Raw genomic sequence first — 15,693 nt, forward strand, 5'->3', positions numbered from 1 at the left:
TCTCGCGGCGTTAAGCACGCCGTGGCGGAACCGTCGCGGCGGCCAACTATCGTCATAATCCTCGACACCATGCGGCCTCTTCGAATTCGAACAGGAGAGCCCACATGCGGAGTATCCATTTTGTTTTCGCCGGCGCATTTGCGGCCGCCGCTGTGCTGACCGCGCCCGCCCTGGCGAAGAACTCCGATGCCCAGAAAGGCGAGGAAAAATCCACCTCGTCATCCTGCAGTGCTTACCAGCAAGCACCCGACGGCTCGTGGGAACCGCTGCCCTGCAAAGAGACAGGCGAGCGTCCCCAGCCGCAGACACAAAATCGCACTACGCAGCCGGGCGCCGACCGCGGGGAGCGCTGAGCGCGCTGGCCGCGGATCAGCTCTGGTGCGGGCCGCGGATGATCTTCATGGCGTCCTCGATGTGACGCCACTCCTTGGCCTCATCGGCCTCGCCGCGGCCCTCACAGGCCTGCGCCTGCTCGGCGGCCTTCGCAATCGCAGCGAAACCATGTTTTTCCAGCATCTGGCGCGCGATGGTGTGGACCTGGATCTCGGATATCATGGGCGCTCTCCTGTTCAGGAAACCGCAGCGCCTGGCTTGGCGCTCCGCGGCCTCCGACAACGATTTCGCCGCAGGTCCCGTTCCGCCCACGACCGATCACATCGGCAGGCCTGGAATTTGACGTGACGAGCAAGTAAGACAAAGGCGGTCCGCTATGCCCAGCGGACCGCCTTCTCACCCACCCCAAATTTGCAGTGTACCGGCCGGATCCCCTACCCGACCGCCGCGCGCTTGCGCTCCAAATCGTTCGGCACCTCGATATCGACCTCCAGGGTCGATACCTCGTCGCCGCGCTCAAGCCGGACGATGACCTTGGTCGGGTCCAGCGTGACGTGCCTGGACACGACAGCAAGAATTTCCTCGCGCAGCACGCCGAGCAGATCGGGCTGGCCGCGCAATCCGCGTTCATGGGCAAGCAGGATCTGCAATCGCTCGCGAGCGACCGGGGCAGAGGCCTTCTTGCCGCGGAGAAGCCGAAGCAGACCCATGCTCATGCAGCCCTCCGTCGCAGCAGACGATCCATGAAGCGCCTGCGCTCGGCCGGAACCTGCATCGCCACGGTGTCGCCGCACAGCCGCCGCGCCGCATCGATATAGGCCCGTGCGGGTGCGCCGTCCACGTTCGACAGCGTCACCGGCGTGCCGACATTGGAGGCCTTCAACACGTCCTGGCTCTCGGGGATGATGCCGAGCAAGGGCGTTGCGAGGATTTCGAGGATGTCGTCGATGGTCAGCATCTCGCCGCGCGCGGCGCGCGAGGCATCGTAGCGGGTGATGAGAATGTGCTTCTGGACGTGCTCGCCCTTCTCGGCCCGCACCGTCTTGGAATCGAGCATGCCGATGATGCGGTCGGAATCGCGCACCGAGGAGACTTCCGGATTGGTGACGATCACGGCCTCGTCCGCAAAGCGCATCGCCATGGAGGCGCCGCGCTCGATGCCGGCCGGGCTGTCGCAGATCACCCAGTCGAAGCGGTCGCGCAAATCGTCGATGACCTTGCCGACGCCCTCTTCCGTCAACGCGTCCTTGTCGCGGGTTTGCGAGGCCGGCAGCAGCCAGAGATTCTCCAGCCGCTTGTCGCGGATCAGCGCCTGCGGCAGCTTTGCGACACCCTGCACCACGTTGATGAGATCGAACACGACGCGGCGTTCGGCGCCCATGACGAGGTCGAGGTTGCGCAGGCCGACGTCGAAATCGACGACGACGACCTTGTCGCCGCGCTGCGCCAGCGCAGCCCCCAACGCGGCGGTCGTCGTGGTCTTGCCGACCCCGCCCTTGCCTGATGTCACGACCAGTACCTTACTCATCTGAAATGTCTCCTTTGCTGGTCAGTTCAGTGCTGTAATTCGCATGGTATTCCCCTGCAGCCAGGCCTGCGCCGGCTTGCCGCGCAAAGCGGCGTCGATGTCGTCCGCAGTCTGGTAAAATCCATCAATTGCAAGCAGTTCAGCCTCGATCTTCTGACAATAGATGCGGGCGCTCGTGTGCCCATTGACCCCCGCCATGGCACGGCCGCGGAGCGCGCCGTAGATGTGGATGGAACCGCCGGCGACGACTTCGGCGCCGGAGCCGACCGAGCCCAGAATGGTGACGTCGCCCTCCGGGAAGATCACGGTCTGGCCCGAGCGCACCGGGCTATCGAGCAGGAGCGAGGTCGGCTTGGTTACGGCCTTCGCCTCGGCCTTCTTCGGCGCGCTCGGCTCGACCACGCAGCTGCGCCCTCCCGAGAGCAGCGGCGGCATCGTCGGCGTCAGCCGGCCCTCCTCCACCCCCTCGATCCCGAGCACCCGGATGTTGCGATCCTGGAGGCTCGTGAGCAGATGGGCGATGCCGGACTGGCTGAGATCGACCGAGGACAGATCGATCACCACGGGCCGGCCGGCGAAGAAACCCGGCGAGCGCGCAATCGTGGCGTCGATCTCCTGCAGCCAGTCCTGGATCGGAACCGTCGGCACGAACACGAAGGCCACGTAGGAGCGCCCGCGCAGGCGAACCATTTGGCGTTGGACTTTTGCTGCAGCCTCCATAGCGGCCGACTCGATCCCTGTTATTGAATGGTTAACGATGCGGCGGATTTGGTTAACGACGGGTTAATTTCTCCAGGGGTTACGTGGGTAGGTGATGGATTGGCGCTGGCTCTCGCCACATCGTCATTGCGAGCGCAGCGAAGCAATCCAGACTGCCGATGCGGAAAGACTCTGGATTGCTTCGTCGCTGCGCTCCTCGCAATGACGGCGCCCCTGCCCCTCCTTCTTCACCTCTGCTCGCGTCGATTTTGATCGCAGCCCCAATCATCCCGCATTGACATGCCCTTGGCATCTGGCTTCGATCCGCGTCCCCCGGATATGGAGCCCGATCATGTCAATTCAGTCTTCCATCAGGCGCAAGACCGCGCCGGACATCCGTGCACGCAAGCGGGGCGAGCCGATCGTGATGCTGACGTCCTATCACGCGCATACGGCCGCGCTGGTGGATCGGCATTGCGATGTCATCCTGGTCGGCGATTCCCTTGGCAACGTCATGCACGGCTTCGAGACGACGGTGCCTGTTACGCTCGACATGATGATCCTCCAGGGCGCCGCGGTGATGCGGGGCTCGAAGCAGGCGCTGGTCGTGGTCGACATGCCGTTCGGCTCGTATGAAGCTTCCAGGGAGCAGGCGTTCAACTCCGCGGTGCGGATCATGAAGGAGACGCAATGCGGCGCAGTGAAGCTCGAAGGCGGCGTTCGCATGGCGGAGACGATTGCATTCCTGTGCGGGCGCGGCATCCCGGTGATGGGCCACATTGGTCTGACACCGCAATCCATCAACACGCTCGGTTCGTTTCGTGCCCAGGGGCGCAACGAGGTGGACTGGGGCCCGATCGAGGACGACGCGAAGGCCGTCGCCGATGCCGGTGCATTCTCGGTCGTCGTCGAAGCCGTGGCCGAACCGTTGGCGCGCAGGATTACGGAGACGATTGCGATCCCCACCATAGGCATCGGTGCGAGCGCTGCCTGCGACGGTCAGGTGCTCGTGCTCGAGGACATGCTCGGGCTGTCGCCGCGAACCCCGAAATTCGTCCGGCGGTACGGCAATCTTGGTCCGGCCATCGAAGCGGCGATCCAAGGATATGCCACCGACGTGCGCTCACGCGCCTTTCCCGGGCCCGAACACGTCTACGAGATGAAGAAAAGCTGACGATACGCAGCAAGCGGTCAGGGACCGCTCACGGCTCCCCCTACTTCTTCACCTTGCTCGCATCCATCTTGACGGCGGGATCCAGCATCTTCGTCGTGAACGCCGTCGTCACGTCGAACGGCTTCTCCATGCCGAGATAGGTCTGGACCAGCTCATAGTCCTTCTTCATCCGCTCGCCGTCGATCCAGCCGAGACCCTTGGTGGTCGTGAACTCGTCGGTCATCAAATACTTGATGCGCTCCCACTGGCGTTCCTGGTTCTCCTTGTCGAGACCGGAGACCTGGTCGAGCAGCGCCTTCAGGCACGGCGTGACGTCGGCGACGCAGGCCGCAAAGGCCTTCTGCGAGACGCGCACGAACTCCTCGACCAGCTTGGGGTTCTTCTGGAGATAAGCGCCGTTGACGATCAGCGAATTGCCGTAGGGGTTGAGCCCGATGTCCTTCCAGTTGACGAAGCCGAGATCGCTTCCGAACTCTGTCACCTTCAGATCGTGCTCGTTGTAGAAGTCGCTGATGATGTCGACGGTGTGGCTCTTCAGCGCCGCGATTTTCGCGGTCGGCCCGATATTGACGAAGCTGACGGCATCAGGCGCGATGCCTGCGGCCTTGGCAAAGGCCGGCCACATCACGCGCGAGGCGTCGCCGGGCGGGTTGCCGATCTTGTGGCTCGGAAACTCCTTCACGCCATTCACGCCGTAGCTCTTCAGCCAATAAAACGTCTGGCCGGTGTTGGCGTAGATGCTCATCAGCGCGACGTCGTCGGCGCCCTTGCTCTTGGCGACCAGCATGGTGGCGAGATCGGCGATGCCGAAGGCTGAGCCGCCCGAGCCGACCTTGGCGGCGGAGACGCCGGAGCCCTTGCCGACCTCGATGGTGAGGTCGATGCCGGCCTTCTCGAACCAGCCCTGCGCCTTGGCGTAATAGAACGGCGAATGGTCGGCCGTCGGCGTCCAGTTCAGGATCAGATTGACCGCCTCGCCCGCGCTCGCCGGCACCGCCGGCACACCGAGCATCAGGGCCAAAGCCAAAGCCGAGCCCGCAGCCTGCAAACGCTTCATCGCATCCCTCCTCATTGCCGCGACCCGGCTTGTCGCTCTCCCCATGTGAGGATACCAATGCAACAAGCCCGCCCTCGACTTGTCAACTGTCTGGTTGGAAATGCCCGCAAAACGTTCAGGCGACACCGTGCCGCAGCGGCGCGATCCCGTCGCCACCCGAAAGAAGCTGCTCACCGCGGCGCGCCTGGAGTTCGCCCGGCACGGCTTTGCCGGCGCCCGCGTCGACGAGATCGCCGAGCGCGCGGGGGTCAACAAGCAGCTCGTCTACCACTACTTCGGCGACAAGGACGCGCTCTATCTCGCCGTGCTCGAATGGGTCTACGCCGATATCCGCGAGCAGGAGCGCCAGCTCAACCTCGAAGGCCTGCCGCCGGAAAAGGCGATCCGGAAGCTGATCGAGGCCTCGTTCGATTACCTCGCAACAAACCCCGATTTCATCGTGCTCCTGAACGACGAGAACCGCGGCGGCGCCCGCCACGTCCGCGGCTCGACGCGGCTGGAGGCGATGCATTCGCCGCTGGTGAAGAGCGTCTCCCACATCCTCCACGAGGGCGTCCGCACCGGCGTGTTCCGCAAGGGGATCGATCCGATCCAGCTCTATATCTCCATCGCGGGCCTCAGCTATTTCTATCTCTCCAACACGCCGACGCTGTCGGCGATCTTCGGCAAGGACCTCTCGAGCCGGGCGGCAAGGCGCGCCCGCCGCAGGCATGTCGTCGACCTCTTGCTGCATTCGCTCCGGCCCTAATCAACCAACTGGTTGAAACTTTCCGAAAGGCCGGCTAGGCTTAACTTCCAGCGGCATCGTCGCCGCAGTGACAGGGAGCAACCGGTGGCGGGAGACGGGGCAAGCACCTCGCGCAGCTTTGCGATCATCCTGATCGTGCATCTCGCCGTGCTCGTGCTCTGGCAGGTCGCGGTCGATGCCTTCCACGTGCCGAAATTCATCCTGCCCTCCCCGCTCGCGACGGTGCAGACGCTGGGCACCGCGAGCTATGCCTGGGGCGCCAACACGCTGGTCACGGCGATCGAGATCCTCGGCGGCTTCGCGCTCGGCGCGTTCGTCGGCGTCGCGCTAGCGGTGATTTTCAGCTGGGCACCGCTGCTGAGCCTCGTGCTGCTGCCGCTGTTCGTGACGATGAACATGATCCCGAAGGTCGCGCTCGGCCCGCTCTTCATCGTCTGGTTCTCCTACGGCATCGTGCCGAACATTTTGATCGCCTTCAGCATCTGCTTCTTCCCGATCCTGCTGACCACCGCGCGCGGCCTGCGCGAGGTCGAGCCGGACCTGCTCGACCTCGTCAAATCGCTGCGCGGTTCGCGCTGGACGCTGTTCCGCAAGATCCAGTTGCCGGGATCGCTGCCTTACGTGTTCTCCGGCATGAAGGTCGGCGCGATCCTCGCGGTGGCGGGCGCCATCGTCGGCGAGTTCATCGCCTCGGAGCGCGGGCTCGGCTATCTCATGATCCAGGTGCAGTCGTCGCTCGACACGCCCGCGATGGTGATGGCCGTCGTGCTGCTGACCCTGCTCGGCGTCGCTCTCTACGGCCTGGTCCTCGCGCTCGAACGCATGTTCGTGGTCGGCGATGCCAGGCAGAACTAACGACAAGGACCGATCCATGCTGCTCACCCGCCAGACGCTGCCGAAGACGATCCCGGATATCGCAGCCCTCGACGATCTTCTGTGCCGGCCGACCCAGGCGCTGATCGACGACCTCAAGAAGGTCGAGGGCGACATCATGATCCTCGGCGTCGCCGGCAAGATGGGACCGACGCTGGCGGGGCTCGCGAAAGCCGCCGCACCCGATCGCCGCGTCATCGGCGTCGCGCGATTCAGTGACCCCAGCGTCAAGGACTGGCTGCAGGCGCGCGGCGTCGAGACGATCAATTGCGACCTGATGGACGAGACGGCGATTCAAGCGCTGCCTAAGGCGCCCAACATCGTCTTCATGGCCGGCCGCAAGTTCGGCGCCGAGGGCGACCTGTCGCTGACCTGGGCGATGAACGCGCATGTGCCGGCCCTCGTCGCACAGGCCTTCCCGACGTCGCGCATCGTGGCGTTCTCGACCGGCTGCATCTATCCCTTCGTCCCCGTCGACGGCAAAGGCGCGACCGAGGACATGGCGCCGAATCCGCCCGGCGAATACGCCCAGTCCTGCGTCGGCCGCGAGCGCATGTTCGAGTATTTTTCGCGCAAGTTTTCGACGCCGGGCCGGCTGTTCCGGCTCAATTACGCGATCGACATGCGCTATGGCGTGCTGCACGATATCGCGACAAAGGTCCTCACGGGAACGCCGATCGATGTCAGTCTCGGCCACGTCAATTTCATCTGGCAGGGCGATGCTTCCTCGCAGGCGCTGCGCTGCCTTGCGCATTGCACGGCGCCGACCTCGCCGATCAACGTCAGCGGCCACGAGATTTTGGCGGTACGAGATCTCGCCGCAAAATTCGGCGCGCGCTTCGGCCGCGCGCCGGTGCTGACAGGCAAGGAAGAGCCGACGGCCTGGCTCACCGACACGTCGAAAGCTGTCGAGCTGTTCGGCCTGCCGGTCGTGGACACCGAACAGTTGATCGCCTGGACCGCGGACTGGGTGTCCCGCGCCATGCCAAGCCTCGGCAAGCCCACCAAATACGAGGTGCGCGATGGACGCTACTGACGGTCCGCCCATCCTCAAGCTCGCCGTCGACGACGCGATCGCCGGGCTGGTGCTGTCGACGGAAGCGCACTGGAACCAGACCGAGGAGGACTGGCGAATCTTCCTGCACGAGGGCGTGGTGTTCGGTATTCGCGACGGCCTACGGCTGGTCGCGACCGCGGCGCTGCTGCCCTATTCCGGCAACAACGCCTGGATCAGCATGGTGCTGGTATCGGGCACGCATCGCCGCCGCGGCCTCGCCACCCGTCTCGTCGATGCCTGCCTGGAAACCGCGCGCAAGAACGGGCTGACGAGCTGGCTCGACGCGACGCCCGACGGCGCCGCCGTCTACGGCCCGCTCGGCTTCACGCCGACGCTGCAATTGCGCCGGCTGAAGCTGGTGAAATCCGGGCGAGCCGAAGCCCCACCGCCTTCATCGGCGACCATCGATGCGCTGCGAGCGCGGGACCGGCGCGCCACCGGTTTCGACCGCACCGCGCTCCTCGCCGCCATCGCCCTGCGCTCCGGCTCGCGCATCGTCGCCGCACATGGCGCCATCGCGCTGGTTCGCGACGGCCGAACCGCGCGCCATATCGGACCGTTGCTTGCCAACAATGCCGCGCCAGCGCTGGCCCTGGTTCATGCGATCGTGCGCTCCGAGACCGGCCCGATTCTGATCGATGCCGTTGCGTCGCAAGCCGCATTCCTGGACGGATTGACCGCCTCGGGCTGGACCATCGAGCGGCCGTTCCAGCGCATGCGGTTCGGCCCCGCCACCACCGCTGCCAAGGATACGCCATTCGCCGTCGCCGGCCCTGAATTCGGATAGGACATCATGCACCACAGCCAGATCAACAGCGACGTCCGCAAGCTGATCGCCGACGGCACCGTGCTGCCGGCGCACCCCCTCGCGCTCACGGCGGAGCGCCAGCTCGACAAGAAGCATCAACGCGCGCTGACGCGCTACTACATCGACGCCGGCTCGGGCGGCCTTGCGGTCGGCGTCCACACCACGCAATTTGCGATCCGGGACGTCGGCCTCTACCGTCCCGTGCTCGAGCTCGCCGCCGAGACCGCTGCGAACTGGACCAAGCGTCCGCTGGCGATGGTCGCGGGCCTCGCCGGCCCGACCCGGCAGGCAGCGGCTGAGGCCCGCACCGCGCGCGATATCGGCTATCACGCGGGGCTCCTCAGCCTCGCCGCGATGAAGAGCGCCTCCGAGGATGAGATCATTGCGCATTGCACGGCGGTCGCCGCCGAGATCCCGCTGGTCGGTTTCTATCTCCAGCCGGCCGTCGGCGGCGTCATCCTGTCGAGCCGGTTCTGGCAGCGCTTCGCCGCGATCGACAATGTGATCGCGATCAAGATCGCGCCGTTCAACCGCTATCGCACGCTCGACGTGCTGCGCGGCGTCGCGGCGGCCGGTGCGCTCGACCGCGTCGCGCTCTACACCGGCAATGACGACCACATCCTGCTCGACCTGATGCTGCCGTTCGACCTGCGCGACAACGGCATCACCACGCGCACCTATTTTAGAGGCGGCCTGCTCGGCCATTGGTCGGTGTGGACCGCGAGCGCCATCAAACAGTTCGAGCGCTGCAAGGCGGCGCGGCACAAGGAGGCCGTGCCGGCCGATCTGCTCGCCCTCGATGCCCGCGTCACCGACTGCAACAGCGCCTTCTTCGACGTCGCCAATAATTTTCACGGCTGCATCGCCGGTTGCCACGAGGTGCTGCGGCGTCAGGGCCTGATGCAGGGCCTGTGGTGCCTCGACCCGAACGAGGGCCTCAGCCCCGGCCAGAAGGAGGAGATCGACCGCGTCTATCGCGAGCACGCCGACCTCGGCGACGATGCGTTCGTCGCCCCCAATCTGAATAAATGGCTGGCATGAGCGCCGAGCCCTTCATCAGCCTGAGCGGCGTCCGAAAGGTTTATCGCAGCGGCGGCGCCGAGTTCTTGGCGGTGTCCGACGTCACGATGGACGTGCAGGAAGGTGAGCTCGTCTCGCTGGTCGGCCCCTCCGGCTGCGGCAAGACCACGGTGATGAAGATTTTGGCCGGCCTGCACAGCTCCGACGGCGGCACCATCAGAATTGGCAATGCCAAAAGCCCGTTCGATCCGACCCGCGACATCGGCATGGTGTTCCAGCAAGCGCTGCTGCTGAAGTGGCGCACCATCCTGGACAACGTGCTGTTGCCGGCCGAGATCGTTGGCCTGCCGATCAAGGCCGCGCGCGAGCGGGCGCGCGATCTGCTCAACCTGGTCGGGCTTGCCGGCTACGAGCAGAAATATCCGCGAGAGCTCTCGGGCGGCATGCAGCAGCGCACCGCAATCGCGCGGGCCTTCATTCACGATCCAAAGCTGATCCTGATGGACGAGCCGTTCGGGGCGCTGGACGCCCTGACGCGCGAGCAGATGAATCTGGAAATGCTGCGGATCTGGCGCGAGAGCGGCAAGACCATCATCTTCGTCACGCACTCGATCCAGGAAGCCGTGTTCCTGTCCTCGCATTGCGCCGTGCTGACGGCGGGGCCTGCGAAGATGGCCGACTACTTCCCGATCGACCTGCCCTTCCCGCGCGACCTGCCGCTCAAGACGACCGACGCGTTCGGCGCCTATGCAAGGCGGATCTACGCGAAGCTGGGGCTGGGTGCGGCGTAAGGCGCCACACGACAGGTGCCGTAGGGTGGGCAAAGCGACTTGTCCGCCGTAGCTCGAAGAGCGAAGGCGGAAGCGTGCCCACCATTGCACGTGACGCAAAGAACGTGGGCACGGCGCAAGTGCGCCTTTGCCCACCCTACGAGAGCGGGGCGCGGCGTAGTCATCGCGCCCCGCTCGTCATCAAGTCTTATTCCGCATCTTGCTGAGCAGATAGTTGTCGTAGAAGTTTTCCGCGATCTGCGTGTAGAACAGCAGCTCCTTCATATAGGCGTCGTGGCTTTCCTTGGTGCGCTTGAACAAATCGCTCTTGGCGGCGAGCTCGTTCAGATGCTCCTGGGTCGCGTTGTAGCAGGCTTCCAGCACCGGCTGCGGGAACGCCTTCAGCTCCGCGCCGTTGGCGATCAGCCGCTTCAGCGCTGCCGGATTCACGCTGTCGTATTTCTCCAGCATCCAGGCACCGGCCGCCGAGGCAGCCTGATTGACGATCGCCTGGTACTGCTTCGGCAAGCTCGCCCACTTCTCGTCATTGACGATCATGTGCAGCATCGCGCCGCCTTCCCACCAGCCGGGGAAGTAATAGTACTTGGCGACCTTCTGGAAACCGAGCTTCTCGTCGTCATAGGGACCGACGAATTCAGCGGCGTCGATCGAGCCCTTCTCCAGCGCCGCATAGACGTCGCCGCCGGCGAGTTGCTGCGGCACGATGCCGAGTCTGGCCAGCACGTGGCCGCCCATGCCGGCGATGCGGAATTTGAGGCCCTTGAGATCGTCGACGGTCTTGATCTCCTTGCGGAACCAGCCGCCCATCTGGGTGCCGGAATTGCCGCAGAGGATGGCGTGCGTCTTGAACGGCTTCAGCGCCTCGTTGGTGAGTTCGGCGCCGCCGCCGAAATACCACCAGGATTCCTGGTGGCGATGGTTCATGCCGAACGGCGCGCCGGTGGCGTAGGCCAGCGCCGGCTCCTTGCCGATGTAGAAATACAGCGGCGTCTGCGCCATCTCGACGGACGCGACGCTGACGGCATCGAGCGCCTGGAGGCCGGGGACGAGCTCGCCGGCCGCAAAGGTCTGGATCTGGAATTTGTTGTCGGTGGCTTCCGCGACGTATTTCGCAAAGGTCTGCGCCGTGCCGTAGATGGTGTCGAGCGACTTGGGGAAGCTCGAGGTCAGGCGCCATTTGATCTCGGGCGCGCCTTGCGCAATCGCAGGTGCAGCAACCAGCGTCGTCGCGCCGGCGACCGCGCCGCCCTTGAGGAATGTACGGCGTTTCATGTTGGGGTCTCTCCCTGCAGGTAAGTTTCAAACATATCGGGGTCTGGCCACGGTCTTCGCGGACCGTTTGCCCGTTCCTATAGCGGAGTTCAAGCTGAGAGCGGAAGGCCTGCCGGCGTCCATAGGCCGGATGGAGCGCAGCGCAATCCGGGCGACGAGAGCGCGTTGAAAGGCCGCTCAGAGCAGCTTCGCGCTCACGAACAGCGCGCGCACGGCGTTGGTCGCCTGCACCGCGAGCATGGCGTTGTCGGCGGCGCCCTCGAGCGCCGCGACCGCCTCTTCATGGAGCGAGCGGAATTCCATCCACTCGACCGATTTGAAGTTGGTGAGGAATTGATAGGCCTGGCCGACGGTCGCAATCGCCAGCGTGTCGCCGTTCAGCTTGATCTTGAACGTCGTACGCAGCGGGGTCTCGGAACTTTGGGGATCACTCATGGGCTGCTTCTGGACGAGGTCGGCTTAACGAAGGGGAAACGGCAGCCCCGCCGTCCAGCAAATATCAGGAGTCGGTGCTCGCGCGCTGCGAGACGGTCGCCGATCCGCGCAGGCTAGGCACGACGACCAGGCGGTTGAACTCGCCATTGTCCCAGGACTTCAGGAAGCGATCATAGTCCTTGATCGAGACGCAGCCATTGGAGTCGCCGCGTGGCCCGAGCATGTAGTTATGGGTGAGCAGGCCGACGCGGCCGAGCGCACTGGTGCCGTCAGTGGGCGTCAAGCGCAGGGCACGGACGCCGTGGAACAGCTTTTCGCGCGGCTTCAAATCGTAAGTCGCCGGCGGGGTCGCGCCAACCATGCGCTGGTCGACATGGTCGGGGTCGTCCATTAGCGCGCCCATGCCCGAATGCGCTTCCAGCGCGATGCCGCTCGGCAGGTAAAGCGCCTTGGCCTTGATGTCATAGACCGCCGTGCGTGAATCGTAGCCGAGCGCGGCGAGATCAGGCGCCCTGCTGAGCAGGCCGTCGCCGGGAGTCAGCGAGGCCAGCTTGATCTTGTCGGTGAATTTTTCGAAGAAATTGCGGTTGTCGACCCTGGGATTGGTCTCGGCGTAGGCCTGGCTCGAGGCGATCTGGGACGCGAGGTCTGCCTGGGCCGGGCGCGAGCGCGGCACCGGGATGGCGTCGGCGCGCTGCGACGGCCTCGTCTCGTCAACCACGTGCCGGTCGTCATCGGTCAGGGTCGAGCCGGTCAGGGTCGAGCGCCAGTCGTCGCCCTGGAGTTTTTGGGCCAGCATCGCCTTGGCGTCGCGCAGCTTGAGCTGGACCACGCTCACCGCGGAGCGCTCCAGCGTCCGCAGGCCGAAGTCACGGGCCGGCGGGCTGCTGGATACTGAAGCGAAACGGTCGTCAAACGAAGGGCCATTGGCCGGAGGCAGTGCGGTGGCCGGAGGCAGTGAGGCGGTGACCAGCGGCGTCGAATCGCCCATGTCAGCGACCCAGGCGGCCGCTCCCAGTGCCAGCGCGACGGCTGCCAAAGACAGCAGTATCGTCTCCGCTCGCCCAATACGGCGGCGCGACAACAGCCTTTCGGCGCTTGCGCGGTCGGAAACCATCAGATCCCCAAATCAACCCCCGGAGGGGCCCAACCCCCGTCCGGAGACTCTATACCAGCCATCGCATTGGGAGCCAAAACTTAGGCATAATCGCGGCCGGCAAGCCCCCCCCTTGAGGTATCCAATGACCGATCCTTTCGACCTAGAGCGCTTTGTCGGGGCCCAGGACCCGGTTTTTCACGACGTCCAGGGGGAGCTGGCCCGGGGCCGGAAACAGACTCACTGGATGTGGTTCGTCTTCCCGCAGATCGCCGGCCTCGGCTTCAGCACCATGTCGCAGCGCTACGCCATCGGCTCGCGCGCCGAGGCCAGAGCCTACCTCGCCCACCCCGTACTCGGTCCGCGACTCATTGAATGCACCACGCTCGTGCTTGCCGTCGAGGGACGAACCATCAACGCGATCCTCGGCGCGCCCGATGACGCCAAATTCCGCTCGTCGATGACGTTGTTCGGCGCGGTCTCCGACGAACCCGTCTTCGACCAGGCGCTTGCCCGATATTTCGCAGGCGAGCGCGACGGTGCCACGCTGGAGATGCTCGCCAGGCTCGATCGGCCGGCGCGCTAGCGCGACCTACGCCTAGACGAATGGACGCATGCAGGCGGAGCATGGCGGCCGGCAGCGTAAACTCCGGATTAACACCGGCTGCCTATCGTTTGCGCAGAATAATTTTCTTCCCCGCGCCAATTGCCGGACAGATCATGAAAATCGGTACGCTGCTGACCACCGCCATCGTCTCGCTCTCGACAGTCGGCGGCGGCCTCGCCGTCTACGTCGCCGTGACGAAGTACCAGACGATGGACAGGATCGCTGAAGCGCAGGGACGACTCGCGATCGTCCGCGCCGCCAGCGACATCCCGCGCTACCTCAACCCCGAGCGCGGCTTCGCCACCAACATCCTCTACGGGCCAGCGACGGTCGATCCGGCGCAGCTCACCGAGCACGACAAGCTGCGCAAGCAGACCGACGGCGCCCGCGACCGGATGAACGCGCTGCGCAAGGAGCTGCCTGGCCCGTTCGACGACGGTGCCACCATCGGCAGCAACATCGACGCGATCAATTCGAAATTCACCGCGCTCCGCGAGGCCATCGACAAGGCGATCGCAGGACCTGCGTATGCCCGCAAGGACGCCGCCAAAAAGGTCGTCGCCGACAATGCCGTGCTCAATGCCGGCGTCACCGCGCTGCTCAACGAGCAGGTCCGCCGCATGGCGATCCTGAATGGGGACGCCTACCGCCAGTCCAACTACGCCAACATCGCCATGACGCTGCGCGACGTCGGCGGCCTCAATTCCAGCGTGCACAAGAACCTCGTCGGCGCGAAGAAAGTGGCCAACGACGCCGAGAAGGCCGACATGGCCCGCATGCAGGGCCGCAACGACCAGATCGTGATGTCGCTGATGGAATTGCGTGGCAATGCGGCAACTCCGGCTAACGTCGCCGCGGCGCTGGAGACGATGAACTCGAACTATGTCGAGGAATTCGGCCGCGAGATGAAGCTCGTCAAGGACGGCGCCGTCAGCGGCAAATACGAACACGATGTCGAGACCTTCTACGTAGCGTCCCAGAAGGGCCTCGGGTCCATTATCGGCGTCCGCGACGCCTTCTACGACAACGCCGAGCAGATCCTCGCCGGCGCTTCCTCCGCCGCGCGCACCAGCTTCACCATCGCGCTGGCCGGCCTCCTCGCCGTGCTGATCGCCAGCGCCGGCCTGATCGTGATGGTCCGCCGCCGCGTCTGCGCTCCGATCGTCAGCCTGACGACGCGGATGTCGCGCCTTGCCGACGGCGACGTTGCGGACGAGATCCCCGGTGCCGAGCGTTCCGACGAGATCGGGGCGATGGCTTCCGCCGTCCAGGTGTTCAAGGACAACATGATCCGGGCCGACCGGCTCGCGGCGGAGAAGCAGGCCGAGAACGACGGCAAGATGCGCCGCGCCCAGGCGCTCGACGGGCTCACCCGTGCATTCGAGGCCAAGGTCACCGAGCTCGTCGGCGGCCTCTCCCGCGCCTCCTCCACCATGGAAAGCACGGCGCAGTCGATGACCTCGACGGCGGCCCAGACCAACAGCCAGGCCGCGGTCGTTGCCGCCGCCTCGCAGCAGACCTCGACCAACGTGCAGACGGTCGCTAGCGCGACCGAAGAGCTGACCTCCTCGATCTCCGAGATCGGCCGGCAGGTGGCACAAAGCACCGAGATCGCGGCCCGCGCCGTCGACAACGCCCGCCGCACCGGCGACACGGCGCGCGCGCTCGCCGAGGGCGCCCAGAAGATCGGCGACGTCGTCACGCTGATCCAGAGCATCGCCGAGCAGACCAATCTGCTGGCGCTCAACGCGACCATCGAAGCCGCCCGCGCCGGCGACGCCGGCCGCGGCTTTGCGGTCGTCGCATCCGAGGTGAAGTCGCTGGCGGGCCAGACCGCCAAGGCCACCACCGAAATCTCCGAGCAGATCACCGCGATCCAGTCCGCAAGCGACGAGACCGTGAACGCGATCCGCAACGTCGCCGACGTCATCGCCGAGATCGACCAGATCGGCACCGCGATTGCGGCTGCGATCGAAGAACAGGGCTCGGCAACCCGGGAGATCTCCCGCAGCGTGCAGGAGGCCGCGCGCGGCACCCAGGAGGTCAACACCAACATATCGGGCGTGCAGCGCGCCGCCGACGACACCGGTGCGGCCGCGAGGGAAGTGCTGGGCGCCGCCGAGCAGCTCTCGACCCAGTCGCGCGATCTCGCCGGCCAGTTCGACCGCTTCCTCGGTGAGGTCAGGGCCGCCTAG

General features: G+C 65.3%; 18 protein-coding genes. 10 read left to right on the forward strand and 8 right to left on the reverse strand.

The genetic code is table 11. The annotated features are described in order from the left end of the window. Positions 1-104: 104 nt before the first annotated feature. Complete coding sequence (locus tag AB7531_RS24935) at positions 105-353, forward strand: hypothetical protein (RefSeq protein ID WP_231144930.1); 249 nt, start codon at positions 105-107, stop codon at positions 351-353. A gap of 16 nt (positions 354-369) precedes the next feature. Here AB7531_RS24935 and AB7531_RS24940 read toward each other — a convergent pair whose 3' ends face one another. From AB7531_RS24940 to minC, 4 genes are all read right to left on the reverse strand, one after another. Then, on the reverse strand, positions 370-555 hold the full coding sequence (locus AB7531_RS24940) for a hypothetical protein (protein ID WP_028161169.1): 186 nt from the start codon (positions 553-555) through the stop codon (positions 370-372). A gap of 212 nt (positions 556-767) precedes the next feature. Further along, on the reverse strand, positions 768-1,049 hold the full coding sequence (gene minE, locus AB7531_RS24945) for a cell division topological specificity factor MinE (protein ID WP_063983590.1): 282 nt from the start codon (positions 1,047-1,049) through the stop codon (positions 768-770). After that, positions 1,046-1,861, reverse strand: coding sequence for a septum site-determining protein MinD (gene minD / locus AB7531_RS24950; RefSeq protein ID WP_063983591.1), 816 nt, complete (start codon positions 1,859-1,861; stop codon positions 1,046-1,048). Before minD ends, minE begins: the two co-directional genes overlap by 4 nt. Positions 1,862-1,882: 21 nt before the next feature. Further along, positions 1,883-2,581, reverse strand: coding sequence for a septum site-determining protein MinC (gene minC / locus AB7531_RS24955; RefSeq protein WP_063983592.1), 699 nt, complete (start codon positions 2,579-2,581; stop codon positions 1,883-1,885). A 331-nt stretch (positions 2,582-2,912) separates the two neighbouring features. Between minC and panB the strand changes: the two genes are divergently transcribed. Next, positions 2,913-3,734, forward strand: coding sequence for a 3-methyl-2-oxobutanoate hydroxymethyltransferase (gene panB / locus AB7531_RS24960; RefSeq protein ID WP_063983593.1), 822 nt, complete (start codon positions 2,913-2,915; stop codon positions 3,732-3,734). A 40-nt stretch (positions 3,735-3,774) separates the two neighbouring features. Here panB and AB7531_RS24965 read toward each other — a convergent pair whose 3' ends face one another. Next, the gene (locus tag AB7531_RS24965; protein WP_063983594.1) at positions 3,775-4,791 is read right to left on the reverse strand and encodes an ABC transporter substrate-binding protein; all 1,017 of its coding nucleotides are present in this window, start codon (positions 4,789-4,791) and stop codon (positions 3,775-3,777) included. Positions 4,792-4,891: 100 nt separating this feature from the next. Here AB7531_RS24965 and AB7531_RS24970 point away from each other — a divergent pair, with 100 nt between their 5' ends. From AB7531_RS24970 to AB7531_RS24995, 6 genes are all read left to right on the forward strand, one after another. Beyond that, positions 4,892-5,539, forward strand: coding sequence for a TetR/AcrR family transcriptional regulator (locus AB7531_RS24970; RefSeq protein ID WP_063983595.1), 648 nt, complete (start codon positions 4,892-4,894; stop codon positions 5,537-5,539). Positions 5,540-5,623: 84 nt separating this feature from the next. Next, complete coding sequence (locus AB7531_RS24975) at positions 5,624-6,394, forward strand: ABC transporter permease (protein WP_063983596.1); 771 nt, start codon at positions 5,624-5,626, stop codon at positions 6,392-6,394. A 16-nt stretch (positions 6,395-6,410) separates the two neighbouring features. Further along, positions 6,411-7,448 carry an NAD-dependent epimerase/dehydratase family protein gene (locus AB7531_RS24980; RefSeq protein WP_063983597.1) on the forward strand — a complete coding sequence of 346 codons (1,038 nt, stop codon included), beginning with the start codon at positions 6,411-6,413 and terminating at the stop codon, positions 7,446-7,448. After that, positions 7,435-8,256, forward strand: coding sequence for a GNAT family N-acetyltransferase (locus AB7531_RS24985; protein WP_063983598.1), 822 nt, complete (start codon positions 7,435-7,437; stop codon positions 8,254-8,256). Before AB7531_RS24980 ends, AB7531_RS24985 begins: the two co-directional genes overlap by 14 nt. Positions 8,257-8,262: 6 nt before the next feature. Further along, the gene (locus tag AB7531_RS24990; protein WP_063983599.1) at positions 8,263-9,318 is read left to right on the forward strand and encodes a dihydrodipicolinate synthase family protein; all 1,056 of its coding nucleotides are present in this window, start codon (positions 8,263-8,265) and stop codon (positions 9,316-9,318) included. Next, entirely contained in the window at positions 9,306-10,088 is a 783-nt protein-coding gene (locus AB7531_RS24995; RefSeq protein WP_063983600.1) for an ABC transporter ATP-binding protein, read from the forward strand. Before AB7531_RS24990 ends, AB7531_RS24995 begins: the two co-directional genes overlap by 13 nt. 180 nt (positions 10,089-10,268) lie before the next feature. Here the strand turns inward: AB7531_RS24995 and AB7531_RS25000 are convergent, their stop codons facing one another. From AB7531_RS25000 to AB7531_RS25010, 3 genes are all read right to left on the reverse strand, one after another. Then, complete coding sequence (locus AB7531_RS25000; protein WP_063983601.1) at positions 10,269-11,360, reverse strand: TRAP transporter substrate-binding protein; 1,092 nt, start codon at positions 11,358-11,360, stop codon at positions 10,269-10,271. A gap of 177 nt (positions 11,361-11,537) precedes the next feature. After that, positions 11,538-11,795 carry a hypothetical protein gene (locus AB7531_RS25005; protein ID WP_014495671.1) on the reverse strand — a complete coding sequence of 86 codons (258 nt, stop codon included), beginning with the start codon at positions 11,793-11,795 and terminating at the stop codon, positions 11,538-11,540. A 64-nt stretch (positions 11,796-11,859) separates the two neighbouring features. Next, positions 11,860-12,843 carry a DUF2778 domain-containing protein gene (locus AB7531_RS25010; protein WP_063986406.1) on the reverse strand — a complete coding sequence of 328 codons (984 nt, stop codon included), beginning with the start codon at positions 12,841-12,843 and terminating at the stop codon, positions 11,860-11,862. Between the two features lie 193 nt (positions 12,844-13,036). On the opposite strand from AB7531_RS25010, the gene AB7531_RS25015 reads away from it, so the two are divergent. Both AB7531_RS25015 and AB7531_RS25020 read left to right on the forward strand, forming a co-directional pair. After that, complete coding sequence (locus AB7531_RS25015) at positions 13,037-13,477, forward strand: DUF1810 domain-containing protein (protein ID WP_063983602.1); 441 nt, start codon at positions 13,037-13,039, stop codon at positions 13,475-13,477. A 134-nt stretch (positions 13,478-13,611) separates the two neighbouring features. After that, on the forward strand, positions 13,612-15,693 hold the full coding sequence (locus AB7531_RS25020; RefSeq protein WP_063983603.1) for a methyl-accepting chemotaxis protein: 2,082 nt from the start codon (positions 13,612-13,614) through the stop codon (positions 15,691-15,693).

It is taken from the genome of Bradyrhizobium sp. 63_E2_N1_3, from assembly GCF_052076005.1.
In the GTDB taxonomy this organism is placed as follows: Bacteria; Pseudomonadota; Alphaproteobacteria; order Rhizobiales; family Xanthobacteraceae; genus Bradyrhizobium; species Bradyrhizobium barranii.

Coding starts and splice junctions, on each gene's coding strand:
- AB7531_RS24970 (WP_063983595.1), top strand. CDS start 4,892: ATGCCCGCAAAACGTTCAGGCGACACCGTGCCGCAGCGGCGCGATCCC.
- AB7531_RS25005 (WP_014495671.1), bottom strand. CDS start 11,795: ATGAGTGATCCCCAAAGTTCCGAGACCCCGCTGCGTACGACGTTCAAG.
- AB7531_RS25015 (WP_063983602.1), top strand. CDS start 13,037: ATGACCGATCCTTTCGACCTAGAGCGCTTTGTCGGGGCCCAGGACCCG.
- panB (WP_063983593.1), top strand. CDS start 2,913: ATGTCAATTCAGTCTTCCATCAGGCGCAAGACCGCGCCGGACATCCGT.
- AB7531_RS24940 (WP_028161169.1), bottom strand. CDS start 555: ATGATATCCGAGATCCAGGTCCACACCATCGCGCGCCAGATGCTGGAA.
- AB7531_RS24965 (WP_063983594.1), bottom strand. CDS start 4,791: ATGAAGCGTTTGCAGGCTGCGGGCTCGGCTTTGGCTTTGGCCCTGATG.
- AB7531_RS24990 (WP_063983599.1), top strand. CDS start 8,263: ATGCACCACAGCCAGATCAACAGCGACGTCCGCAAGCTGATCGCCGAC.
- AB7531_RS24995 (WP_063983600.1), top strand. CDS start 9,306: ATGGCTGGCATGAGCGCCGAGCCCTTCATCAGCCTGAGCGGCGTCCGA.
- AB7531_RS25000 (WP_063983601.1), bottom strand. CDS start 11,360: ATGAAACGCCGTACATTCCTCAAGGGCGGCGCGGTCGCCGGCGCGACG.
- AB7531_RS24980 (WP_063983597.1), top strand. CDS start 6,411: ATGCTGCTCACCCGCCAGACGCTGCCGAAGACGATCCCGGATATCGCA.
- minD (WP_063983591.1), bottom strand. CDS start 1,861: ATGAGTAAGGTACTGGTCGTGACATCAGGCAAGGGCGGGGTCGGCAAG.
- minE (WP_063983590.1), bottom strand. CDS start 1,049: ATGAGCATGGGTCTGCTTCGGCTTCTCCGCGGCAAGAAGGCCTCTGCC.
- minC (WP_063983592.1), bottom strand. CDS start 2,581: ATGGAGGCTGCAGCAAAAGTCCAACGCCAAATGGTTCGCCTGCGCGGG.
- AB7531_RS24985 (WP_063983598.1), top strand. CDS start 7,435: ATGGACGCTACTGACGGTCCGCCCATCCTCAAGCTCGCCGTCGACGAC.
- AB7531_RS25020 (WP_063983603.1), top strand. CDS start 13,612: ATGAAAATCGGTACGCTGCTGACCACCGCCATCGTCTCGCTCTCGACA.
- AB7531_RS24935 (WP_231144930.1), top strand. CDS start 105: ATGCGGAGTATCCATTTTGTTTTCGCCGGCGCATTTGCGGCCGCCGCT.